Raw genomic sequence first — 23,640 nt, forward strand, 5'->3', positions numbered from 1 at the left:
CAGCCACCTGGAGGCTTCCCGCGTGACCCCGCAGCCCATGAGTCGACGCCAGCGTCGCGAGGCGGAACGTGCTGCCGAAGTCGCTCGCCAGCTCGCCGAGGCGGAGGCCGGAACCGTCCCGCCGTCACCGCCGACGACGCATACCACCCACGCCGCCCCCACTCACCGTTCGCGTCGTGACCTCCGCGCTCACCGATCCCAGCCCGGTGCTGTCCCCAGCACCGTCACCGCCCCGAGTCCCTCTGCCCTCCCCGACGTTCCGGTCGCCCCGCAGAAGCAGAACCACCCGCAAAGACCCGCGGCCCCAGCAACCCCTCCGGCCACGGCGTCGGCCACGCGATCAGGGGCGCACGCAGCCGCAGGGTCGGTGCATCCGGCTCCCACTGAGCAGACAGGGCAGAGCGGCCAGCCGCAGATCGCCCCGATGAGCCGGATGGCCCGCCGGCGTCAGAGCGCCGTCGAGCAGCCCGCCCAGCCCGCGGAACCGCGCCCTCATGCGCCCGTGGTGACTGAGCCCGCCACTCCCTCCGCACCCGCTGCGTTCCCCGAGATGGAGGGCGCGGTAGGCACATCGCAGCCCTCCCCGGCCACGCCCACCGTCTCCTCCGCCTCCCCGCAGGCACCAGGGGAGGCTCGCCCCACCCGGCGCTCCCGCAAGGACCTGCGCACCGCACAAGCCTCCGAGGACACTCAGCGGACGCGAGAGAACCCGGCTATCGCGAGTGCACCTCAGGGTCACTCACAGCCGCAGGTTCATCGGCAGGTCCCTCAGTCCGAGGCCCGGCCGGAGAACCGGCGCAGCCGCCACCGCTCCCACGCCGCTGAGCAGCCCAGTGTCTCGCAGACGCCGGCGGCGCCCTCAGCGCTGTCGCCTCTGGTCGCCGCCTCCCTGGCCGAGTCCACCTCCAGCCTTGAGTCGCCGGCCGGACGGGCCGCCGGCAACAAGCCCTGGTGGGCCGCCGGTGACACGGCCCCGACCTCGTCCCGCCCAGCACCTTTCGGCAGTCACGCCGCCGAGGCCAAGTCGGCGTCCGCCCCGGCCTCCCAGTCCGCCTCGCGGTCAGAGGGCCGCCGCAGAAGGCGCACCTCCGCGGCAACGCCGGCCAGCGCCTCGGTCAAGCCCGTCGTCGCCTCCACCACGCACCACACCACCTCCTTCAGCGTTCCTGACACGTCGGCGGACGTCGTCCCCACCCCGATGCCGCACCCCGTGCCCGAGGTGAGTGTCGAGGCCGCCCCCGCGACGGCGTCGGCTCCCGAGGCCCCCCATGAGATCCGTTTCTCACGTCGGATCACGGACTTCCGCGGCGCCGAGACCGTTGAGGTCCCCGAGGTCCGCAAGCTCATGGCCGCCCGCAAGGCCGGGGTGCCGCTTGCTGATGAGACGGCCATCCGTGCTGCCAAGGCCGCCCAGAAGACTCGGTCCGCGAGGACGTCTGCCGACTCTGCGGCGGCAGCCTCGTCGGATGAGGCGATCCCGTCGGCACCTTCGGCGCCGTCGACCCGCGTCTCCGCCGCCTCCAAGCCGGACACCCACCGCGACTCCTCGACCGGTCCCGCCTCCGCACGTCCCGCACGGCGTCGCACCGGGTCCGGAATCCTGGGACGCACCGCCGTGCTGTCGGCCCTGGCCGTGGCCACGGTGCTCGCCCCGTTGTCCAGCCATCTCGACAACACCCCACTGGCCTCCGCCGCGATGAAGATGCACACCGGTGGTGCCGCTGCGCAGAGCCCGGCCGCCTCGGGGACGAGACCCTCGTCGGTGGCCAGCGCAGTGCTCGGCAGTGATGACCTGGATGAGGACTCCAATACCCAGCTGTCCAACGTCCCCGACGCCGCGACCCGGGCCAGGATCCGCGAGGCCTACCAGAACGCGGCCAAGACCTGCTCCTCGGCCACCGGCGCCTCTGGCGACACGAGCGCCTTCAGCTCCAAGCCACAGCTGTTCTACCCGATGCTCCCGGACACCTACACGATCTCCTCGGAGTACGGCTACCGCACCCACCCCACCCTCGGCATCCAGAAGCTTCACGCCGGCCAGGACATGGCCGCGCCCGTGGGAACACCCATCTACGCCGCCGCCGCCGGAACCGTCACCACCGCCGGCATGGTGGACGGCACCGGAACCGTCACCATCAAGCACGAGATCGACGGTCAGGTCTGGTACACCAGCTACCTTCACATGTATGAGGACGGCATCTACGTCAAGGCCGGTGACACCGTCACGGCCGGCCAGATGATCGCCGGCGTGGGCAACACCGGACGGTCCTCCGGTGCGCACCTGCACTTCGAGGTTCGCACCAAGGACGACTCCGCCGACGAGTCCACCGTGGAGCCGTGGGGCTGGCTCAAGGAGCACGGCGCCGTCGAGCTCACCACCAACTGCAGCTGAGGGAGACCCACTGTGCCGCCTGCCGCGTCACGAACACGACGTCCTGCCGTCATCGCCCACCGTGGTGGCGGGCACGAGGTGCCCGAGAACACCTGGAGCGCCGTTGAGCACGTGGCCGCGCTCGGTCTGGAGTGGATGGAGACCGACCTGCGGCTGACCGCCGACGGCATCGTGGTCCTCAGCCACGATGAGGACCTGCGCCGCACCGCGAACGACCCTCGCACCGTGAGGGAGGTCATGTGGGCCGAGCTGGCTGACCTCGACTCCGGTGACGGGCGCGGCTTCGTCCGACTCGACGACGCCCTGAACGCCCACCCGACGATGAGGTTCAACATCGATCTCAAGGACTCGGGCGTCGTCCAGGCCGCCCTGCAGACGGTGCGCGACGCCGATGCCCTCGACCGGGTCCGTTTCGCGTCCTTCTCCGCCCGTCGGTTGGCCGTCCTGCGCCGCCAGGAGCCCAGGGCCACAACCTCCCTGGGAGTCGGTGACGTCCTCGGACTCATGCTGCGCAGTGAGGCGGCGGTCCCGCTGCCGCAGACCCGCTGGGGGTGGACGCGCGGGAGGGTGGACGCCGTCCAGGTCCCCGAGAGCTATCTCGGTGTCCCGGTGGTCACCCGGCGCTTCGTCGCCTCCGCGCACACCGCCGATCTGGAGGTTCACGTCTGGACGGTGGATGATCCCGAGCGGATGTGCCAGCTGGCCGAGCTCAACGTCGACGCCATCATGACCGACGTCCCCACCCTCGCCCTCCAGACCCTCAGATGAAGAGCGCCTCAGGAACCCGGATCTGGGGAACTGTCTTGGAAGCCGTCCTGCTCCGGGGTCTGCCAGGAGACCTGTACCGCAGTGTGCACGAGCAAGCCCCCGCCGCGGGTGGCGACGGGGACCCTGGGGTGGTGCCCCGGACAGGATTCGAACCTGCGACTTCCTGCTCCGGAGGCAGACGCTCTATCCACTGAGCTACCGGGGCCCGAGGCGTGACTGTACCAGCGTCCCGGCCCCGGAGCGAAACCGGCGAGAGACTGCGACATGTCCCACGATGCCCCGAGGCCTCCGGCCTCCCTCGCGATCCGGTTTGGCCGATGACGGTACGCTGACGCACGTGACTCCAGAAGAGCTTGCCGCAGCCATCCGCACCGTCCTGGAGGAGGCCTCTGCCGAGGGCTCCCTCGCCCTGCCCGCCGCAGAGATCCCCGACCCCCGCGTCGAGCGCCCTCGCAACCGTGACCACGGTGACTGGTCCACCAACGTCGCCATGCAGCTGGCCAAGAAGGCGGGTACACGGCCTCGCGATCTCGCTGAGCTCCTCGTCCCCCGGCTCGAGGCCCTCGACGGCGTCGCCTCCGTGGAGGTGGCCGGCCCCGGCTTCCTCAACATCCGCCTGGACGCCGCCAGTGCCGGCGAGCTCGCCCGCTCCATCGTCGAGGCCGGCGAGGCCTACGGGCGCAACGACTCCCTGAGCGGCCAGCACATCAACCTCGAGTACGTCTCCGCCAATCCCACTGGTCCGGTACACCTGGGCGGTGCCCGCTGGGCCGCCGTCGGAGACTCCTTGGCCCGGATCCTGTCCGCCTGCGGCGCCAGAGTCACCCGCGAGTACTACTTCAATGACCACGGTACCCAGATCGACCGCTTCGCCAGCTCCCTGCTCGCCTCCGCCCGTGGCCAGGAGATCCCCGAGGACGGTTACGGCGGGGCCTACATCGGCGAGATCGCCCAGCAGGTGACCGCCGACGAGCTCGCCGCCGGCCGCCCTGACCCGGCCACCCTGCCCGACGCCGAGGCCGCCGAGGTCTTCCGCGCCCGCGGCGTCGACCTCATGTTCGCCGCCGTCAAGGCCGAGCTGCACGCCTTCCGCTCCGACTTCGACGTCTTCTTCCACGAGGACTCCCTGCACACCTCCGGCGCCGTCGAGCGGGCCATCGCCCGTCTGCGCGAGCGCGGCGTCATCGAGGAGCGCGACGGCGCCACCTGGCTGCGCACCACCGACTTCGGTGACGACAAGGACCGGGTCCTTATCAAGTCCGACGGCAACGCCGCCTACTTCGCAGCCGACCTCGCCTACTACCTGGACAAGCGCGAGCGCGGCACCGACTGCGCTCTCTACCTGTTCGGGGCCGACCACCACGGCTACATCGGCCGGATGATGGCCATGTGCGCGGCTTTCGGGGACACCCCCGGCACCAACATGCAGATCCTCATCGGTCAGCTCGTCAACCTCGTGCGCAACGGCGTCCCAGTGCGCATGTCCAAGCGTGCCGGCACGGTCGTCACCCTGGAGGACCTGGTCGACGCCGTCGGTGTGGACGCCGCCCGCTACGCCTTGGCCCGCTCCTCCATGGACTCCATGATCGACATCGACCTGGACCTGTTGGCCTCCTCCACCTCCGACAACCCCGTCTACTACGTCCAGTACGCCCACGCCCGTACCCGCAATGTGGCCCGCAATGCCGCAGAGCACGGCGTGAGCCGCGACCCGAAAGTGGCTCCCTTCGAGCCCGCAGCCTTGGACGACCCGGCCGACACCGCCCTTCTGGGGGTCCTGGCCCAGTTCCCCGCCACCGTGGCCCAGGCCGCCTCCCTGCGCGAGCAGCACCGCGTGGCCCGCTACCTCGAGCAGCTGGCCGCCGCCTACCACACCTGGTACGGTGCCACCCGCGTCACTCCCCGCGGGGACGACGCCGTCAGCTCCGGCCACGTGGCCCGCCTGTGGCTCAACGATGCCGTGGGGCAGGTCCTCGCCAACGGGCTCGGTCTGCTGGGCGTCACCGCCCCCGAGAGGATGTGAGAGCATGACGAACCAGATTCCTTCCGGTGAGCCGCCCCTGGGAGTGCTGGCCTGCCCCGAGCCTGAGGACCGTCCAGACCTGTGGCCCACAACGGCGCGGCGCACGCCCGACGGCGAGCTCGCCCTGGGCGGGCTGACCGTCTCCGAGATCCTCGCCGACGCCCCCAGCCCCGTCTTTGTCCTGGACGAGGCCGACCTGCGGGGGCGTGCCGCCTCCTGGAGCGCCGCTATGGCCGAGGAGTTCTGGTCCGGCTACGGACTGCGCGGCGGCGAGGCCTTCTACGCCGGAAAGGCGTTTCTGACCACGCAGGTCGCACGCATCGTCCTCCAGGAGGGTATGGGCATCGACACCGCCTCCCGCGTGGAGCTGGCCGTGGGACTGACCGGCTTGGAGAAGGTTGACGGCCCCGAGGCCACCACCCACGCCCGCCGCCTGGGTCTGCACGGCAATGGCAAGACCCCGGCAGAGGTGACCACCGCCGTGCGCCACCGGGTGGGCCATCTGGTCATCGACTCCCCGGAGGAGGTCGACCACGCCGTCGCCGCGGTGCACGAGCTCAGGCGCAGTGGCGACTTCGGAGCTGACGAACGCGCCCGCGTCATGGTGCGCCTGACCACCGGTATCCACGCCGGCGGGCACGAGTACATCTCCACCGCGCACGAGGACCAGAAGTTCGGCCTGTCGGTGTCCACCGGTGCGGCTCGCCGAACCATCGACGCCATCGTGGCGGCGGACGAGCTCGAGCTCGCCGGCCTGCACTCCCACATCGGCTCCCAGATCCTGGACATGGCCGGCTTCCGGGAGGCCGTCGGGGTGGTGCTCGGTCTGCGCCACGAGATCGCCGTCGACACCGGTCACCTGTGCCCGGAGGTCGACCTGGGTGGCGGCTACGGCATCGCCTATACCGGGGCCGACCCCGTGGCGCCCTCACCTGCGCAGGTAGCCCGCACCCTGGCCGAGGCCGTGCGCGAGACCTGTGAGCGCCTCGGCGATGAGGTCCCCACCGTCTCCATCGAGCCCGGTCGCGCGGTCGCCGGCCCGACGACGGTCACTCTCTACACCGTCACCGGACTCAAGCGCGTCGAGCTGGGGGAGGGGGCCTCACGTCTCTACGTGAGCATCGACGGCGGCATGAGTGACAACATCCGCCCCGCCCTCTACGAGGCCGCTTACACCGCCCTGGTCGCCAACCGTCGCCCCGACCCGTCCGCGGGCCTGACCCGCGCGCGCGTCGTCGGCAAGCACTGCGAGTCCGGCGACGTCGTCGTACGTGACGTGGACCTGCCCGCGGACCTGGCCGTCGGCGACGTGCTGGCCGTGCCCGCCACAGGTGCCTACGGGCGCTCCATGGCCTCCAGCTACAACCTCTTCACCCGCCCCGGCGTGCGCTGGGTCCGGGAGGGCGAGTCGGGCTGGATCCTGCGCCCGGAGACCATCGAGGACCTCCTACGCCTCGAGGACTGAGTCCTCCGACGAATTGACAGGAGCGCTGTCGAGGCAGGAACGATTCCTGCCTCGACAGCGCTCCTGTATGTTGTCTAGAAATTAAATGAATTTTTCCTGAAAGTCGATGTGTCCTCAAAGAAGCCTGAGTGGATTGTGTCGCAACAGAGATCAAGTCCGATTGTCTTGAAGGACCGACACAACGGAAGCACGGTTCGCCTGATAGGAGAGGCACAGTGTCGACATAGTTCATCTCTTCGTTCTTGTGGGACGTCTACAATTTCAAACTGCTCGCGGTCGCATGAAACATAGATCACAATCGTGTTGAGGTTGTGAACTCGTGCGTCATTTGTGTGTTCACTACTCCCAAACAGTCGGTTTGTGACACAGTGGTCGTGGTCATCACGGGGCAGCCTTCCCGTCTCCTGAACGGTTGGTGGGAATGTCCGGTGATGCTTCACAAGGCAGACCCTTGCCATCTATGCCAGGAATCCGGAGAACCCATGAACACATTGTCCACGGGCGCCGCCTCTCGGCCGGCCCTCTCACGAGGGGCGGTGAGGGGACACGTCGCCATCCTTGCGCTCTTCCTTGTCGCAATCATGTCTCAGCTCTCGCCTCAGACGAGTGCCGACGAGAACAAGAGCGTCAACGTTTCCAACCTGTCTCTGACACGAGTGGACGGCAACAACATTGAGCAGGACGGAAAGCTCAGCTACTACGACCTCGCTCGCCTGAGCTTCGACTGGAGCGGCGTCGACGCCAACCTCAAGTCGGGCGACTCTTTCACGATCGGTCTGGGTGAGTACTTCACCAACCTGCAGAACAGCGCGACCCACCCGATGACCGTCGAGTACGGCGGCAAGGACGTCGAGGTCGGCAGCTGCACCCTCACCGTCAAGGACGTCACCTGCACCTTCAACTCCAAGGTCGACGAGCTCAAGGCCGCAGGCTTCCACAACTTCAAGGGCACCGGCTCCGCTCTGGTCGCGGTCGACAAGACCACCGACGCTCAGGCCGTCGACCTCACCGCCAACGGAGTGACCACCTCTGTCACCCTGCCCGGTGGCGGCGGTATCGGTGGCCCCCAGGAGAGCAACTGGGAGCTGACCAAGTGGGCCTCCAGCTTCTACAACAACTACAAGGAGCTGACCTGGGGCGTGAACTTCGGGACCAACCAGACCACTGGTGACAAGCTCGGCAAGACCTTCGACGGCTCCCGGCAGACCATCGTCTTCACCGACACTCTCGGTGGAGGCATGAGCTTCAACCAGACCGACGCCACCCGTACGGTCCTCAACCTCCGCCCCGCGGACGGCAAGTCCATCCCGGTGACAAATGCCGCCGGCCAGGACTCCACCACCCAGCACGGTGACTTCGACGTCAAGACCAGCTACTCCCAGGACGGCCGCACGGCCACCTACGAGGTGACCGGCCCGTTCCAGAACGGCACCAACTTCACCCTGGAGTACCCGGTCTCCTTCGTGGACGCCAACGGCAACGCCGTCGCCGCCACCCAGGGCGCCGCCTACGAGAACACCGTCAACCTCCAGGGCACGGACCTGACCAGCACTCAGCACCAGTCCTACGTCCAGTACTTCGACATCTCGGTCCAGATGGAGCCCGGTTTCGGTACCTTCGACGTGACCAAGGTCGTCCAGGGTGGCGCCGCTGCTCAGGCCGCCGGCTCCTCCTTCGTCGTCGACGTCGCCTACGAGCTGCCGGCCGCTGCCAGCTCCTACCCGGACTGGAAGGCTCCCGAGGGACAGAAGGCCACCGGTGAGAGCCGCACCGGTACCTCCTCCGTCACGGTCAAGCCGGGTGAGCCGGTTGCCTTCGGCGGCACTTTCCCCGTGGGCACCAAGATCACGCTGAGCGAGGACACCTCCAAGGCCCAGCCCGCCGCCTCCGGCTACAGCTGGGGTGAGCCGGCCTTCACCGTGGATGGTCAGAACACCAACACCTTCACCATCCGCGACCAGCAGGTCGTCAGGGTCTCGCTGACCAACACGACCACCACCTCGGCTCCGCCGACCACCTACCAGCTGCCGCCCACGGCCTCCAACCCGCCCGGGTACCCGCCGGCCACCACTGCGCCTCCGACGACCACGCAGCAGCTGCCGCCGAGCGAGTCGAACCCGCCGGCCACCGTGGCTCCGCCGAGCACCCCGGGCGCTCCACAGACGACCCCGGCAGGCCCGGTTCCGCCCACCTCAACCCCGAAGACGCCGACCGGTGGTACCCCGCCGTTGGCGCACACCGGTGCCAACACCGTTGCGCTCCTGCTGCTCGCTGGTGCCGGTGTGGGTGGTGGAGCCCTGCTGATGGCTCGCCGCCGCAAGGCCTCCTGAATGCGGGTCACCGCTTCTCAAGGCTGACCGCTTCATCGCGAGAGCCCAGTGGCCCCGCCCCGGTTCGTTCCGGGGCGGGGCTACTGGCGTGCCGCCCTCATCCTTCCTCGGGTGCTGGAACGGTACGGAAGCATGAGGGCGGCTCAGACCGGAGGAGGAGCCGGCCTCGCTGCCAATCGTTCTCACGACGGTCTCGGCTGTCTGAAGTCTTTTCTAGCCTGGAGGTATGAGCGCAGCACCATCCTCCTCACCGTCCTCATTGACCTCCTTCGTCTCCTCCCTGGAGCAGCCACCCCCGGCCTGGGGGTACTCCGACGGCGCAGTGGCGCCGATGTCCATGGGGTTGGGGCGGGTGCTCGGCCGCCTGCTCAAACAGATCATCTGGCGCCGTTGAGGGCCTGATCCGCCTGTGCTGCCTCGTCGGTGAGATGCCTGGAGCGGCCACACCGGAACCTCGCGGGCAGTGGGACGTGAGGGCTCACTGCGTGTCTGCAGTCGGACCCGCGAGCGCTCCGAGGCCGATGCCCCTTATGCTGGCCCGCAGCGGTGGCCGGGACGGTCGGACAACCGGTCGGATGTCTCCGCCTCCCCGGGCCCCGCATCACGCAGTCGGAGTGCCTGCACACGGCACGCAACACAGCAAGGTGGTCATCTCGTGGCTCAGGACTCTTCCCCCGCCCAGCGCACCCTCACCGTCGGCGTCCTCGGCGCCGGGACCGTGGGCAGCCAGGTGATTCGTCTGCTGATCGAGCAGGCCGATGACTTCGCCGCCCGATCCGGTGCGCGCCTTGAGATCACGGGCGTCGCCGTGCGCGACGTCAACGCGCCGCGCGATGTTTCCGTCCCCCAAGATCTCCTCACTGATGATGTCACCGCAGTCGCTACCGGGAACGACCTGGTCATTGAGCTCATCGGCGGCATCGAGCCGGCACGGACCCTCATTCTGGCGGCCTTCAAGGCCGGGGCCAGCGTCATCACCGGCAACAAGGCCCTCATCGCCGCTCATGGCCCCGAGCTCTACGCGGCTGCTGCCGCGGCCGGCACCGACTTCTACTACGAGGCCGCTGTCGCCGGTGCCATCCCGGTCGTCTACGCGCTGCGCGAGTCGATGGCTGGCGACCGCGTCACCAGCGTGCTCGGCATCGTCAACGGCACCACCAACTACATCCTCGACGAGATGAGCACCAAGGGCCTGTCCTTCGAGACCGCCCTGGCCACCGCCCAGGAGCTCGGCTACGCCGAGGCCGACCCCACCGCGGACGTCGACGGTCTGGACGCCGCCGCCAAGGCCGCCATCATCGCCTCCCTCGCCTTCCACACCCGCGTGGGCCTCGACGACGTCTCCGTCGAGGGCATCCGTGCGATCACTGCCGACGACATCCGCGAGGCCCACGCCTCGGGCTGCGAGCTCAAGCTGCTCGCCATCGCCCAGCGCCGCGAGGACGAGCACGCCCACGGCGTCTCCGTGCGGGTCCACCCCGCCCTCGTACCCAGCGACCACCCGCTGGCCAGCGTCCACGGCGCCTACAACGCCGTCCTCGTCGAGGCCGAAAGCGCTGGGCGCCTCATGTTCTACGGGCAGGGCGCCGGCGGGGCCCCGACCGCCTCCGCGGTCCTGTCCGACGTCGTCGCCGCCGCCGCGCACCGGGTCCACGGAGGTCAGGCACCCCGCGAGTCCTCCTACGCCCACCTGCCGGTCCTCGGCCCGGAGTCGGCCGTCACCCGCTACCAGATCCAGTTGCGCTCCGACGACTCCGTCGGCTCCCTGGCCGCTATGGCCTCCGTCTTCGCCGAGAACGGGGTCTCCATCAACTCGGTGCGCCAGAGCGCCTACGTCACCGCCGACGGCAGCGAGGACCAGGCCGTCGTCACCTTCGTGACCCACCCGGCGCCCGTCTCCCACCTCGACGCCGCCGTCGAGGGGCTGCGAGCCTCAGAGCGGGTCGCCGAGGTCGTCTCCATCCAACGCGTCGAGGGCGAGTGACATGCGCATCGTCTACGAGCGCGCCGCCGTCCGCGTCCCCGCCACGACGGCGAACATGGGGCCGGGCTTCGACTCCTTCGGAATGGCCTTCCGCTACTACGACGAGGTCTCGGTGCGCCCCATCACCGGCATCACCCGAGTCATCGTCGAGGGTGTCGGTGCTGAGACAGTCCCAGCCGACGACGACAACCTCGTCGTACAGGCCCTGCGGGCCGGCCTGGACGCCGTCGGCGCCCCGCAGGCCGGTTTCGAGATGCGTTGTGTCAACCGGATCCCCCATGGCGGGGGCATGGGATCGTCCGCCAGTGCCGCCGTGGCAGGGCTCATGCTGGCGCGCGGCCTCATCTCCGAGCCGGAGGCCCTCAGCGATGACCGGATCTTCTCCCTGGCCACCGAGTTCGAGGGTCACCCCGACAATGTCGCCCCCGCCGTCTTCGGAGGGGCGACCGTCGCCTGGGTCGAGCGCGGGGGGCATCCGCGCATGGCGCCCATGCCCGTGGACGCCTCGCTCGGGGTGAGCCTGCTCATCCCTCCATCGACCACGCGCCTGTCCACCAAGGAGGCCCGTCAGGTCCTCCCCGTCTCCGTGCCGCGCGAGGACGCCCTGTTCAACACCTCCCGGGCGGCCGTGCTCATGCTGGCCCTCGCCGGACGTCCCGACCTGCTCATGGCCGGCACCGAGGACCGGCTCCACCAGGAGTACCGGCGCGGGGTCCTTCCCGCTTCCATGGCGGTCATGGACTCCCTGCGAGAGCAGGGATACCCGGCGGTCATCTCCGGAGCGGGGCCCACGGTGCTGGTCCTGTCCACCCTGGCCGAGCAGATCCGCTTCACCCTGGAGAACCATGGCTGGAGCGTGCTCAGTCCAGGCATCGACACCCGTGGCGCGGTTCTGACCTCCTGAGTCTGTCCTTCGTATGGGGACAGAGGCGGCGACGAGGTGGACTAACGGTGAGACTGCGCGCGTTGCTCCGTTATGCACTGCGTCAAGTGGCTGCTATGCTGACGCCGTCGGCCGCGAGGATCGCACCACGCCGCTGACCGCACCAGCTCCGGACCTGAGGCTCAGGCCTCAGCAGGAACCGGCAGTGCATGACCCTCCCCGTGAATGATTCCGGGGGAGTCTCCCCAGTTGAACGTCTCCTCCCGCGGAGCGTCATCACACCGTTAGGACACTCGTGACCGAGACCTCCAGCGCCCAGCCCTCGCTTTCCACCATGCGTCTGGCCGAGCTTCAGTCGCTTGCCGGCTCCATGGGCCTCAAGGGCATTTCCCGTATGCGAAAGAGCGAGCTCGTCGCCGCCATCCGTCAGGCGCGTGGCTCCTCAGCCTCCACTCCCGACTCTCCGAGCGCGTCGGACGGCGCAGCCGATGCAGGCAAGACCGACGCCACCGACTCCTCTTCTTCCTCCCGTACGTCCTCGGAGCCCACGGAGACGAGTGCTCCGGCGCGCTCGCGTCGTCGTCGGGTCACCGCGGCCTCCGGTGCTCCCGAGGAGCGCCAGTCCTCACCGGTTCTCGACCTCGGTATCGACCTTCCCGACCGGTCCGGCGGCGACACCGCCGGCGAGGAGCGGCCCGCTCGCGGCCGACGGCGCGAGCGCAGCGATCGCTCTGAATCCGCCGAGGCCGGCGACGGTGACTCCTACGGCCGCTCCGAGCGCGGTGAGCGCTCCTCGCGCGACCAGGCTCGCCGTGGCCGCAGGCGCGCTCAGGCCTCCGCCGGGGCCCCCGAGAACCAGGAGCGTTCCTCGCGCGAGTCCCGCACCGACTCGCCCGAGGACCATGCCGACGCCAAGGCCGCCCTCATGCGCGACCTGGCCGACGCCACCGGCACCTCCGTCGTCGAGTCCCAGGAACGCCCCCGCCGTGGACGCGACGGCAATGACGAGTCCGACGGCTACGACGACGAGCGCGGGGGGCGCCGTCGTCGGGGTCGCAAGCGCGGACGCGACCGCTTCGACCGAGACGACCGCGACTCCGGCCGCGAGGGCAGAGACACCCGCGACGGCAGTGGCGGACGCGGTGGCCGCAACCAGTCGCGTGAGGACGAGGTCCTCCTGCCGGTGGCCGGCATCCTGGATGTCACCGACAACCAGCACGCCTACCTGCGCACCTCCGGCTACCTGCCCGGCCCCAAGGATGTTTACGTCTCCAACCAGCTCATCAAGGACAACGGGCTGCGTGCCGGCGACGCCGTGACCGGCTGGGTCCGTGAGGGCGCGGAGTCTTCCACGTCCCATCAGGGCGGACGCAACAACCGCCGACAGAATCGCGCCGGCCGGGTCAAGTACAACCCCATGGTCAACGTCGAGACCGTCAACGGCATGGACGCCGAGCGTTCCAAGCGCCGGCCCGAGTTCGCCAAGCTCACCCCCCTCTACCCCCAGGAGCAGCTGCGGCTGGAGACCACGCCCAAGGCCGTCACCCCGCGGATCATCGACCTGGTCTCGCCCATCGGCAAGGGACAGCGAGGGCTCATCGTCTCCCCGCCCAAGGCGGGCAAGACGATCATCCTGCAGCAGATCGCCAACGCCATCAGCGTCAACAACCCCGAGGCCCACCTCATGGTCGTGCTCGTCGACGAGCGCCCCGAGGAGGTCACCGACATGCAACGCACCGTGAAGGGAGAGGTCATCGCCTCCACCTTCGACCGGCCCGCCTCCGACCACACGATCGTGGCCGAGCTGGCCATCGAGCGCGCCAAGCGCCTCGTGGAGCTGGGACAGGACGTCGTCGTGCTGCTGGACTCCATCACCCGTCTCGGGCGCGCCTACAACCTGGCCGCCCCGGCCAGCGGCCGGATCCTCTCCGGCGGTGTGGACGCCTCCGCCCTCTACCCGCCCAAGCGCTTCTTCGGCGCCGCCCGCAACGTGGAGAACGGCGGGAGCCTGACCATCCTGGCCACTGCCCTGGTGGAGACCGGATCCAAGATGGACGAGGTCATCTTCGAGGAGTTCAAGGGCACCGGGAACATGGAGCTGCGCCTGTCGCGCCAGCTCGCTGACAAGCGCATCTTCCCGGCCGTGGACGTGGCCGCCTCCGGCACCCGCCGCGAGGAGCTGCTCATCGACCCCGCCCAGCTCAAGATCATGTGGCGTCTGCGTCGGCTCTTCGCGGGGCTCGAGCAGCAGCAGGCCCTCGAGCTGGTGCTGTCCAAGCTCAAGGACACCCAGTCCAACGCAGAGTTCCTCATGGTCCTGTCCAAGACCACCCCGGCCGGCACCTCTCTGGCCGACGGCGAGGACGAGTGACGCCTCCGGGATCGGCCCAGGGCCGTCGGGCCCCGGCCGGAGACAAGCAGGTGCCCGTTATCACGCGGTAAAACCGTTGCATGGGCCCTCGGCCGGTGGCATAGTCTGCTGCTGGCCTCCGGCTCACCCGCGCTCCCGCGTGGGACCCGGGACCCTCTGACGCTTAAGGAGAAACCTATGAAGCAGGGCATCCACCCCGACTACGTGGCCACCACGGTCACGTGCACCTGTGGCAACACCTTCGAGACCCGTTCCACCGTCACCTCCGGTGAGATCCGCGTGGACGTGTGCTCGGCCTGCCACCCCTTCTACACCGGCAAGCAGAAGATCCTCGACACTGGTGGCCGCGTTGCCCGCTTCGAGGCCCGGTACGGCAAGCGCAGCAAGTAGCCGCGTCTCACGACGCCGGCGGCCGGCTCCCAGAGCCGCCGTCGGCGTCGTTTGCATATCGCACGAGTGTCGCAGCCGCCCGTCAGCACGACTCCTAGCCCGTGAAGGAACCCGCGTCCATGAGTGAGGACTTCTCCGCCGCCGAGCCGCTCCTGGCCGAGTACGCGGACATCGAGGCCGAGATGGCCGGGCCCGCGGCCGCCGATCCCGGCGCTATGCGTCGGCTGGGGCGCCGCTACGCCGAGCTGGGCAGGGTCGTGGCCGCCTACCGGGCCTGGCAGTCGGCCAGTACCGACCTCGCCGACGCCCGCGAACTGGCCGCGGAGGACGAGGACTTCGCCGCCGAGGTGCCGACCCTTGAGGCCGCCGAGGCCGCCGCCGGCGAGCACCTGCGCGAGGTGCTCGTGCCCCGCGACCCCGACGACGCCCGCGACGTCATCATCGAGGTCAAGGCCGGCGAGGGGGGAGAGGAGTCGGCGCTGTTCGCCTCCGACCTTGCCCGCATGTACTCCCGCTACGCCGAGCGCCAGGGGTGGGCCGTCGAGGTTCTCGATGCCACCGACTCCGACCTGGGCGGCTACAAGGACGTGCGCCTGGCCATCAAGACCCGCGGGCCCGTGGAGCCTCAGAACGGGGTGTGGGCGCACCTGAAGTACGAGGGCGGCGTCCACCGAGTCCAGCGCGTCCCGGTCACCGAGTCCCAAGGGCGCATCCACACCTCCGCCGCCGGCGTCCTGGTCATGCCGGAGGCCGACGACCCGGGCGAGCTCCAGATCGACGCCGCCGATCTGCGCATCGACGTCTTCCGTTCCTCAGGGCCGGGTGGCCAGAGCGTCAACACCACTGACTCTGCCGTGCGCATCACCCATCTGCCCACGGGGATCGTCGTGTCCATGCAGAATGAGAAGTCCCAGCTGCAGAACAAGGAGGCGGCCATGCGGGTCCTGCGGGCCCGGCTCCTGGCCGAGCGTGCGGCGGCGGTGGCCGCTGAGGCCGCACAGGCCCGTCGTAGTCAGGTGCGCACTGTGGACCGCTCCGAGCGGATCCGCACCTACAATTTCCCTGAGAACCGGATCGCCGACCACCGTACCGGCTTCAAGGCCTACAACCTCGATGCCGTGCTTGACGGTGACCTCGGCCCGGTGATCGCCTCGGCCATCGCCATGGACGAGGCCGAACGGTTATCCCAGGTGGGTGAGGGCAGTGGTTCCTGAGTTGTGCGGCGGCGCGCCGGCGGGCGCGGTGGACCGCTACGGGCTGCGGGCGCTGGTGCGCCAGGCGGCCGGGCGGCTGGCGGCGGCCGGAGTGACCAGTCCCCAGGTCGATGCCCGGATCCTGGCTGAGCATCTTCTGGGCCGGGCCCTGCTGCTGGCCGACGGCGCCGACGGGGACTTCCCGGCCGCCTATGATGCGCTGGTGCTGCGCCGCGAGTGCCGCGAGCCCCTCCAGCACATCATCGGACGCATGTGGTTGCGGGGCGCCGAGCTCATCAGCCGCCCCGGCGTGTTCATCGTGCGCCCGGAGACCGAGGTGGTGGCCGGAGCCGCCATCGAGGCCGCCCGCGAGGTGATGGCCGGCGGCGGGGGAGTGGTCCTCACCGCCGACCTGTGCACCGGCTCGGGCGCGATCGCCGCCTGCGTCGCCAAGGAGGTGCCCGGCGCCCGAGTGGTCGCCGTCGAGATCAGCGAGACCGCCGCGGCCCTGGCCCGCGAGAACTGCGAACGGCTGGTCCCCGGACGCGTCGAGGTGATCCACGCCGACGCCACAGACCCACTGGTCCTCCACGACCTCAACGGTCAGGTCGACGTCGTCGTCTCCAACCCTCCCTACGTGCCGGCAGGCGCCGTGGAGGACACCGAGACGGCCCAGCACGAGCCCACCGTGGCCCTCTACGGCGGGGGACCTGACGGGCTGGACATCCCGGTCGACGTCCTTGTGCGCTCGGTGGCGCTGCTGCGCACCGGCGGGGTGCTCGTCATGGAGCACGACCACGAGCAGGGGGCGCTGCTGCGTGCGGCTGCGCTCGGGGCCGGGTTCAAGCAGGCCGAGACCGGCCAGGACCTCACCGGCCGCGACCGTTACCTGCGCGCGGTGCGGTAAACCCCGCCGTCGGGGCCGGCAGTGTTGAGAGTCCCAGTGGATCTGAAGGCCGGCCCGGGCCCGACCGCGGCGGGTACTTGTTTCGGCAGCGTGATGCTCTCTCGCACTCGGTGAGCTGAGGTGTCACAGATTGAGCGGATACGGACTTGGCTGAGCCCCGTCGGGCCGTGGCCGTTCTGTTCAAGACACAGCGACGCCGACGGCATACGGTGTGGCTATGGCACTACGACTCGGATTCATCGGCATCGTGACTCGCGATATGTCCGCCTCGCTCGCCTTCTACCGTCTGCTTGGAGCGCCTGTTCCTGAAAGGAGCGACGAGCCGCACGTCGATACCAGGCTCGAAGACGGCACCGTTCTGGCGTGGGACACCATCGACCTCATTCGCCGTCTTGATCCCGGTTATGAGTCGCCCTCGGGAGGTCATCGCATCGCCCTGGCCTTTGACCAGGGGACGGTGAACGCCGTGGACGCCACCTACGCCAAGCTCACCGGAGCAGGATACGAAGGTCGCACCGAGCCGTGGGATGCCCCCTGGGGGCAGCGCTACGCCACGGTGCTCGACCCCGATGGCAATAGCGTCGACCTCTTCGCGGCCTTGGAGAACTGAGCCGGTGTCACCCCGACCGTGCGCGCGAACTCACGGGTCAGATGCGACTGATCCGCATAACCCGAAGTCGCTGAGACATCGGCCGGCGAAAGTCCCCGCTGGAGAAGCGAGCGTGCTCGGAATACTTGCTCAATGCGTGCCAGAGGAGTACACCTCTCTATCGTGGAGCCGAGAGCGATGCGAGTCCAGAGACCTGTCGAGGATGGACCGTCAGAGTGGATTTGGCGCTGTACGTATATGCGCCTGGGGGAATGTATGAACGAGGTCAGGAGTCGCGGCCGCTGGTGGACGATAGCTGTTCTGCCGACTCATGGATCACCTCGGTGGCGTCCTCCAGGAACTCAATGAGCTGATCGACCTGGTTGTCCGGCCAGTGCTCGACCAGAGCGGTCAGCTTCCGGTTGGCGGGCAGGAACATCTTGGCAAGACGATCAGCACTTGTGGCGTGGATGGTGAAGGATCGCAGGTCCGTCTCGCTGGGGCGACGCTCAACCCAACCATCGCGGACGAGTCGCCGTAGCACGCTGGCCATTGTTGTGGTCCCCATCCGGGTGCGGCGGGCCAGAGTGGTAGGGGTCTGCGGACCGTCGCGGTGCAGGACGTCGAGCACAGCCAGATCGCTGTCGTTGAGTCCTGTTCGCGCCGCTACAGCACGGTTGCTGGCGGCGAGCTCGCTGTTCATGGCACGCAGCGCCCGGATGAGACGCTGATCGTGAATCCCTCTGCTCAAGCGATCCTCCTGATCGGGGTGAACATGGATGAGTGTCAGGATAGGTCGACGACGAGCTTGCCGCGGACATGCCCCGTCGCCAGCTCGGTATAGGCGGCGCGAACCTGCTCCAGCGTGAAAGAGTAAGTGTGAGCGACCTCGACCTTGATGGCGTCGTCCGCCACCAGCTGTGCCACCTCCTCGAGGTCACCGCGTCCACTACTGTGTCGTGAGCCGGTGAACCGCGCGCCCCTGAGGATCGCTGCGGGTGAGGGAACCAGAGTGCCGATGGAACGGCCCGTTAGCCCGAGATCACGGCCAAGTTGTACGTAGCCGCTGCCATAGCAGTCAAGGAGCTTGGTGACGGGCGACGGAGCCGCATCGCGAACCCGGCTTGTCAGGTTCCCGCCGTAAGTGACTGGAATGGCTCCCAAGGAGCGGAGATATTCGGCATTTCGGGCGCCGGCGATTCCGATCACGGTGGCTCCTCGGCTCAAGGCGAGTTGAGCGGCAACCGAACCCACGCCGCCTGCAGCGGCACTGATGACAATCACATCGTCGTCGTGCAGGTTCAGTTGCCTGAACGCGCCGCACGCGGTCTGCGAGGCAACACCCAGGCAGGCCGCCTGCGTGAAGGGCAGCGGAGCCGGCTTCTTGACGACGTCGTCGGCGGGTGCCACCAGCTCGGTGGTGAGTGCTCCGCGGGTGTCGGCCTGGCCGGGTGCGCTCCGCAAGGTACCCAGTACGGCGTCGCCCACGGCGAGGTCCGTGACGCTGGCGCCGACTGCGTCGATGACGCCTGCGAAGTCTCGGGCCACGCTCCTGGGGAAGTGGGCGGATGAGCCTTCCAGCCAGCGTCGAGGATGAATGAGGCGCTGAACCCGCTCAACCGGTCGCAAGTTACCCTCGAAGGTCTTGAAGTCGAGAGGGTTGAGCCCGACGGCGCGCACCGCGATGCGTACCGTTCCATTGCCGGGTGTCTGCGCCGGACGCTCGACCTCCTCCAGGACCTCTGGTCCGCCGAATCTCCGGTACTCGATCGCTCGACTCATGGAAACCTCCTCGGGCTCGCTCGACAGCGAGATGCTGCAACCGCCGTCAACTGCTGCGTGAAACATATAGTACGAAATTCGTACTATATTGGGCAAGGGCTGCTTTTGGGTAGGTTCTGATGAGGCCTTCGGAGGAGAGAGGTTCTCAGTCGCGCAGTCGCGGCTTTGCTGTTGATGCCTGGAGGCGTGATGCGACTGCTCCGGGTGCTCGCTATCTGACGGCGTCCTCGACGCTAACTATGTGGCGCAGGCTGACGAGTGCGAGTGCGTCGAGGTCGACGTTGCCCGCTCGGGGGCAGGTGCGACTGGGAGTCGGTTGCTGCTTAAGGCGAGGGCTCCTCTCCGGCGGTTTGTCGGTAGCGGCGTGACGCCTCGGTGACCCGGCTGATCAGCGTTGCCAGGGTCTTCAGGTCCCTCTCTCCGATCTCCTGGCCGACGGCATCGGCCCAGGCGTGCTGCTCCGCGGTGAGCGCCGCGATCGCGCGCCGTCCCCTGTCGGTCAGGACGAGCAGGTTCTGACCGCGCCGCCCGGGATTGGGCTCCCAGCGCGCCCATCCCTGGATGACGACATCATTGGCCACCCGTTGCACGCTCTGCCGCGCCAGTCCGACCCGACGCGCGATCTCGGCAACCGGCAGCGATTCCTCCAGGACGGCGCCCAGCACCTGCCACCGGGCCGGGGTCAGCTCATGCGGGGCCGTGAACACCGCAGCCGCCTCCAGGAGCTCCCCGTTGAGGGCGAAGACGGGAAGGACCAAGGCGGTGAGGGCGTCCCCCTCAGGCGTTCTGCCAGGCAACGGTCGCCTCCATCAGGGCCATGTAGTCCTTCTCCTTGCCGTTGAGGAAGACCTGTTCCCAGGAGTCGACCATCGCATCGGGCACAAGGTTGGTGATCCGCATGACCTCCGCAGTGAAGGGGATCGCGTGGATGCTCGAGGCTGTTGTGACGCCCCGGTCGGTGACCAACGGGGCCTCCACGTAGTGCGCACCGCCTCGGTATCCACTGGCCTCAAGGTACGAGGCGGCATTCGAGGTGTGACGGCGCTCGTCCAGGAAGCCGGCGCGGGCAAGCAGGAGCGTGGCACCGCAGATCGCCGCCACCGGAATCTCCTTGTCCACGAGATGGCCGACCGCCTTGATGAGCCGCTCGTGCCCGGCCGCGTAGTGATTCCCTCCCGGAATGACCAGGGCCGCGAGTGAGCCGTCGGCGGCCACCGCATCCAGGGCGCCGAGGTCGACCTCCGGAGCAAGAGGGAGATTCCCCAGTGTGTGCACCGGCTCCAGTCCATCACCCACGAGCAGCAGTCGGAAGCGTCCGGGCTTGAGTCCTTCTGCATCGGCGATCTGAGTGGTGAGGTAGGCATACTCCCAATCCGCCATGGTCTCGGTCGTGTACAGGGCGATCGTGCGCATCTCGGCTCCTCTCCGGGTGATCTGCAACCTATTGACAGCACACTGTCAATGTCGACGGTGTGCTGTCAATGTTGAGGTGGGGTAAGAAAGGCGGAACGTGTCGGCGCCCTGGCCTAGGCTTGGCCTCACGATGAACGCGATGAACTCCCTCTTCGGTGCCCTGCCCATGCCCGGCTCCAGCGGTGCGGCCACGCCGCCGCCCGAGGCCGCGCTGCCCGCCCTCATTCCCGCCGGTGGCTCCTTCGACGACGACTCCTGGGCCGACGTCGAGGCGCCCGAGGAGGACTGGGGCCCCGAGGACGCCCCGCCCCCCGAGGACGAGGCCGCCGCGGCCCCCACCTGGGAGGAGCGTCAGGACGAGGTCTCCGCCCTGGTCGCCCGGGCCCAAGCCAATGCCGCCGCGGCCCGGGCCCGAGCCGACGGCGCCGCGCCGTCGGGCCACGTCTCCGGCCCGGCCTGGGGCGTCACAGTCTCAGACCCGGCCGAGCTGCTCTCCGGCCTCAACCCCGCCCAGGAGGCCGCCGTCACCCACGTCGGCGCGCCGCTGCTCATCATCGCCGGTGCGGGTTCGGGCAAGACCCGGGTCCTCACCCACCGCATCGCCCACCTCATCGCCACCGGCCGCGCCCGCCCCGGCGAGATCCTGGCCATCACCTTCACCAACAAGGCCGCCGCCGAGATGCGCGAACGCGTCACCGCCCTGGTGGGCCCCGCCGGCGAGCGCATGTGGGTCTCCACCTTCCACTCCGCCTGCGTGCGCATCCTGCGCCGCGAGCACGAGGCCGCCGGCCTGCGCTCCACCTTCTCCATCTACGACGCCGCCGACTCCACCCGCCTCATCACCCTCATCGTGCGCGAGCTGGGCATCGACCCCAAGCGCTTCACCCCCAAGACCTTCGCCAACCGCATTTCCGACCTCAAGAACGAGCTCATCACCCCGGCCCAGTTCGCCGAGCGCGCCGTCACCTCCAACCCCCTCGAGCGCCACCTCGCCGAGGTCTACCGCGCCTACGCCGAGCGCCTGAGCGCCGCCAACGCCCTGGACTTCGACGACATCATCATGCGCACCGTCACCCTGCTCCAGACCCGCCCGGCCGTGGCCGAGATGTACCGGCGCCGCTTCCGCCACATCCTGGTCGACGAGTACCAGGACACCAACCACGCCCAATACGTTCTCGTGCGCGAGCTCGTCGGCGGCCCCGGCACCTCCGGGGCGGGCTCGGCCCTGCCCCCGGGCGAGCTCACCGTCGTCGGCGACTCCGACCAGTCCATCTACGCCTTCCGCGGCGCCACCATCCGCAACATCGAGGAGTTCGAGGAGGACTACCCGGCGGCGCGCACCATCCTGCTGGAGCAGAACTACCGCTCCACCCAGAACATCCTCTCGGCCGCCAACGCCGTCATCTCCCGCAACAGCGGCCGACGCGAGAAGAACCTGTGGACCGCCGCCGGCGACGGCGCCCCCATCACCGGCTACGTCGCCGACTCCGAGCACGACGAGGCCCGCTGGATCAGCCAGGAGATCGACCGCCTGTCCGATGAGCACGGCGTGCACCCCCGCGACATCGCCGTCTTCTACCGCACCAATGCTCAGTCCCGGGCCCTCGAAGAGGCCTTCATGCGCGCCGGCCAGCCCTATAAGGTCATCGGCGGCACACGCTTCTACGACCGCCGCGAGATCAAGGACGCCATCGCCTACCTGCGCGCCGTCGACAATCCCGACGACGACGTCAACCTGCGCCGCATCCTCAACGTCCCCAAGCGCGGCCTGGGTGACAAGGCCGAGGGCGCTCTGGCCGAGCACGCCGCCCGCTACTCCGTCTCCTTCGGGCAGGCCGTCGCCGACGCCGCCGGAGCACCCCGCGAGGCGCAGGCCGACGAGACGGGTGTGGCCGGCGAACCCGACGGGCTGGCCCCGTCCGTCACCGAGGCCGGCGAGCCGCCCGAGGTCGAGGGCCTGACCACCCGGGCACGCAACCAGGTGCGCGGCTTCCACGAGCTGCTCACCACCCTGCGCCACATGGTCACTGCCGGCGACGGCGTCGCCGACATCCTCGACTCCGCCCTGGACGCCTCGGGTTACCTCGCCGAGCTGCGCGCCAGCGACGACCCCCAGGACGCCACCCGCGTGGAGAACCTCGCCGAGCTCCACTCCGTGGCCAGCGACTTCCAGGCCGCCAACCCCGACGGAACCCTGGCCGACTTCCTCGAACGCGTCTCGCTCGTGGCCGACTCCGACCAGCTCCCGCCCAGCGCCGACCTCGAGGACGAGGACGCCCGGCGGGCCGAGGAGCAGGGCCAGATCACCCTCATGACCGTCCACACCGCCAAGGGGCTGGAGTTCCCGATCGTCTTCGTCACCGGCATGGAGGACGGCACCTTTCCCCACACCCGCTCCCTGGCCGAGGAGACCGAGCTCGCCGAGGAGCGGCGCCTGGCCTACGTGGCCCTCACCCGAGCCCGCGAGCGCCTCTACCTCACCCGCGCCGCCGTGCGCTCGGCCTGGGGCGCCGCCAACGCCATGCCCGCCTCCCGCTTCCTCGACGACGTGCCCGCAGAGACCATCGACTGGAAGCGCCTGGCCTCCTCCATGGAGGCGCTGCGCGGCGGCGGCACCGGTTGGGGGAGCAGCTGGGGCGAGGGCGGATTCGGCTCGGGCGGGCGGCGCTCGGGCGGCTCCCGGCAGGACTCCTACTCCGACGACGATGACTTCGCCCCACCTGTGGGGGGAGGCGCCAAGCGCTCGGGCAAGCTGGGGCGCGTGGAGACCGCCCAGGACCGGGCCGCCAAACGCGCCTCCGCCCGCCTCGAGGCCCGCGGCAAGCAGGGCACCGCCTCACCGACCGGGGAGGCCGCGGTCTCGGAGGACCTGCCCGCGGCCGTGGCCGGGCTTCGGATCAGTGACCAGGTGCGCCACGACTCCTACGGGGTGGGCACCGTCGTCGGCCTGGAGGGCAAGGGACGGTCCCTGACCGCCCGCGTCGAGTTCGTCATCGACGGCGCCCCCGCCACCAAGCGCCTCATCCTGCGCTACGCCCCCGTGGCCAAGATCTGACGGTCCAGGCTCTCGCAGCAGCAGGTACTCTTCCTCGCGGCGCATGAGGCGTGACGCGCGTCGGGAAGGAAACGCTGGTTTATGAGCACTTCCAT

19 protein-coding genes and 1 tRNA gene are annotated in these 23,640 nt (G+C 69.2%); 14 read left to right on the plus strand and 6 right to left on the minus strand.

What is annotated here, in order from left to right:
* Window positions 1-22 precede the first annotated feature (22 nt).
* On the plus strand, window positions 23-2,392 hold the full coding sequence (locus tag HMPREF9056_RS04220) for a M23 family metallopeptidase (protein ID WP_034513772.1): 2,370 nt from the start codon (window positions 23-25) through the stop codon (window positions 2,390-2,392).
* A 12-nt stretch (window positions 2,393-2,404) separates the two neighbouring features.
* Complete coding sequence (locus tag HMPREF9056_RS04225; RefSeq protein WP_050792992.1) at window positions 2,405-3,160, plus strand: glycerophosphodiester phosphodiesterase; 756 nt, start codon at window positions 2,405-2,407, stop codon at window positions 3,158-3,160.
* 129 nt (window positions 3,161-3,289) lie between these two features.
* Here HMPREF9056_RS04225 and HMPREF9056_RS04230 read toward each other — a convergent pair.
* A tRNA-Arg gene (locus tag HMPREF9056_RS04230) sits at window positions 3,290-3,365 on the minus strand.
* 132 nt (window positions 3,366-3,497) lie between these two features.
* Here HMPREF9056_RS04230 and argS point away from each other — a divergent pair.
* From argS to HMPREF9056_RS04280, 11 genes are all read left to right on the plus strand, one after another.
* Complete coding sequence (gene argS / locus HMPREF9056_RS04235; protein ID WP_034513801.1) at window positions 3,498-5,183, plus strand: arginine--tRNA ligase; 1,686 nt, start codon at window positions 3,498-3,500, stop codon at window positions 5,181-5,183.
* A 4-nt stretch (window positions 5,184-5,187) separates the two neighbouring features.
* Window positions 5,188-6,648, plus strand: coding sequence for a diaminopimelate decarboxylase (lysA, locus tag HMPREF9056_RS04240; protein ID WP_009403188.1), 1,461 nt, complete (start codon window positions 5,188-5,190; stop codon window positions 6,646-6,648).
* A 581-nt stretch (window positions 6,649-7,229) separates the two neighbouring features.
* Window positions 7,230-8,978 carry a DUF5979 domain-containing protein gene (locus HMPREF9056_RS04245; RefSeq protein ID WP_253269925.1) on the plus strand — a complete coding sequence of 583 codons (1,749 nt, stop codon included), beginning with the start codon at window positions 7,230-7,232 and terminating at the stop codon, window positions 8,976-8,978.
* 226 nt (window positions 8,979-9,204) lie between these two features.
* Entirely contained in the window at window positions 9,205-9,372 is a 168-nt protein-coding gene (locus tag HMPREF9056_RS14325; protein WP_009403191.1) for a hypothetical protein, read from the plus strand.
* Window positions 9,373-9,633: 261 nt separating this feature from the next.
* Window positions 9,634-10,962 carry a homoserine dehydrogenase gene (locus HMPREF9056_RS04250; RefSeq protein ID WP_009403193.1) on the plus strand — a complete coding sequence of 443 codons (1,329 nt, stop codon included), beginning with the start codon at window positions 9,634-9,636 and terminating at the stop codon, window positions 10,960-10,962.
* 1 nt (window position 10,963) lies between these two features.
* Entirely contained in the window at window positions 10,964-11,866 is a 903-nt protein-coding gene (gene thrB / locus HMPREF9056_RS04255) for a homoserine kinase (RefSeq protein WP_009403194.1), read from the plus strand.
* A 274-nt stretch (window positions 11,867-12,140) separates the two neighbouring features.
* Entirely contained in the window at window positions 12,141-14,216 is a 2,076-nt protein-coding gene (rho, locus tag HMPREF9056_RS04260; protein ID WP_009403195.1) for a transcription termination factor Rho, read from the plus strand.
* Between the two features lie 177 nt (window positions 14,217-14,393).
* The gene (gene rpmE / locus HMPREF9056_RS04265) at window positions 14,394-14,606 is read left to right on the plus strand and encodes a 50S ribosomal protein L31 (protein ID WP_003782958.1); all 213 of its coding nucleotides are present in this window, start codon (window positions 14,394-14,396) and stop codon (window positions 14,604-14,606) included.
* Window positions 14,607-14,725: 119 nt separating this feature from the next.
* Entirely contained in the window at window positions 14,726-15,820 is a 1,095-nt protein-coding gene (gene prfA, locus HMPREF9056_RS04270) for a peptide chain release factor 1 (protein WP_009403196.1), read from the plus strand.
* Window positions 15,810-16,706 carry a peptide chain release factor N(5)-glutamine methyltransferase gene (gene prmC, locus HMPREF9056_RS04275; protein WP_009403197.1) on the plus strand — a complete coding sequence of 299 codons (897 nt, stop codon included), beginning with the start codon at window positions 15,810-15,812 and terminating at the stop codon, window positions 16,704-16,706. Before prfA ends, prmC begins: the two co-directional genes overlap by 11 nt.
* Before the next feature lie 217 nt (window positions 16,707-16,923).
* A complete protein-coding gene (locus HMPREF9056_RS04280; protein WP_009403198.1) occupies window positions 16,924-17,316 on the plus strand; it encodes a VOC family protein in 393 nt (130 codons plus the stop codon).
* On the opposite strand, the gene HMPREF9056_RS14970 is transcribed toward HMPREF9056_RS04280, so the two are convergent.
* From HMPREF9056_RS14970 to HMPREF9056_RS04300, 5 genes are all read right to left on the minus strand, one after another.
* The gene (locus tag HMPREF9056_RS14970) at window positions 17,253-17,609 is read right to left on the minus strand and encodes a helix-turn-helix domain-containing protein (RefSeq protein ID WP_367379060.1); all 357 of its coding nucleotides are present in this window, start codon (window positions 17,607-17,609) and stop codon (window positions 17,253-17,255) included. The two genes, HMPREF9056_RS04280 and HMPREF9056_RS14970, sit on opposite strands and share 64 nt — an antisense overlap.
* Entirely contained in the window at window positions 17,582-17,998 is a 417-nt protein-coding gene (locus HMPREF9056_RS04285) for a MarR family winged helix-turn-helix transcriptional regulator (RefSeq protein WP_009403199.1), read from the minus strand. The genes HMPREF9056_RS14970 and HMPREF9056_RS04285 overlap by 28 nt, the downstream gene beginning before the upstream one ends.
* An 83-nt stretch (window positions 17,999-18,081) precedes the next feature.
* Complete coding sequence (locus tag HMPREF9056_RS04290; RefSeq protein WP_034513776.1) at window positions 18,082-19,077, minus strand: NADP-dependent oxidoreductase; 996 nt, start codon at window positions 19,075-19,077, stop codon at window positions 18,082-18,084.
* Window positions 19,078-19,400: 323 nt separating this feature from the next.
* Entirely contained in the window at window positions 19,401-19,874 is a 474-nt protein-coding gene (locus HMPREF9056_RS04295) for a MarR family winged helix-turn-helix transcriptional regulator (RefSeq protein WP_009403201.1), read from the minus strand.
* On the minus strand, window positions 19,855-20,490 hold the full coding sequence (locus tag HMPREF9056_RS04300) for a DJ-1/PfpI family protein (RefSeq protein WP_009403202.1): 636 nt from the start codon (window positions 20,488-20,490) through the stop codon (window positions 19,855-19,857). Before HMPREF9056_RS04300 ends, HMPREF9056_RS04295 begins: the two co-directional genes overlap by 20 nt.
* 130 nt (window positions 20,491-20,620) lie before the next feature.
* On the opposite strand from HMPREF9056_RS04300, the gene HMPREF9056_RS04305 reads away from it, so the two are divergent.
* A complete protein-coding gene (locus HMPREF9056_RS04305) occupies window positions 20,621-23,545 on the plus strand; it encodes an ATP-dependent helicase (protein ID WP_009403203.1) in 2,925 nt (974 codons plus the stop codon).
* Window positions 23,546-23,640: the final 95 nt, after the last annotated feature.

Source organism: Actinomyces sp. oral taxon 170 str. F0386, assembly GCF_000195595.1.
Lineage (GTDB): Bacteria > Actinomycetota > Actinomycetes > Actinomycetales > Actinomycetaceae > Actinomyces.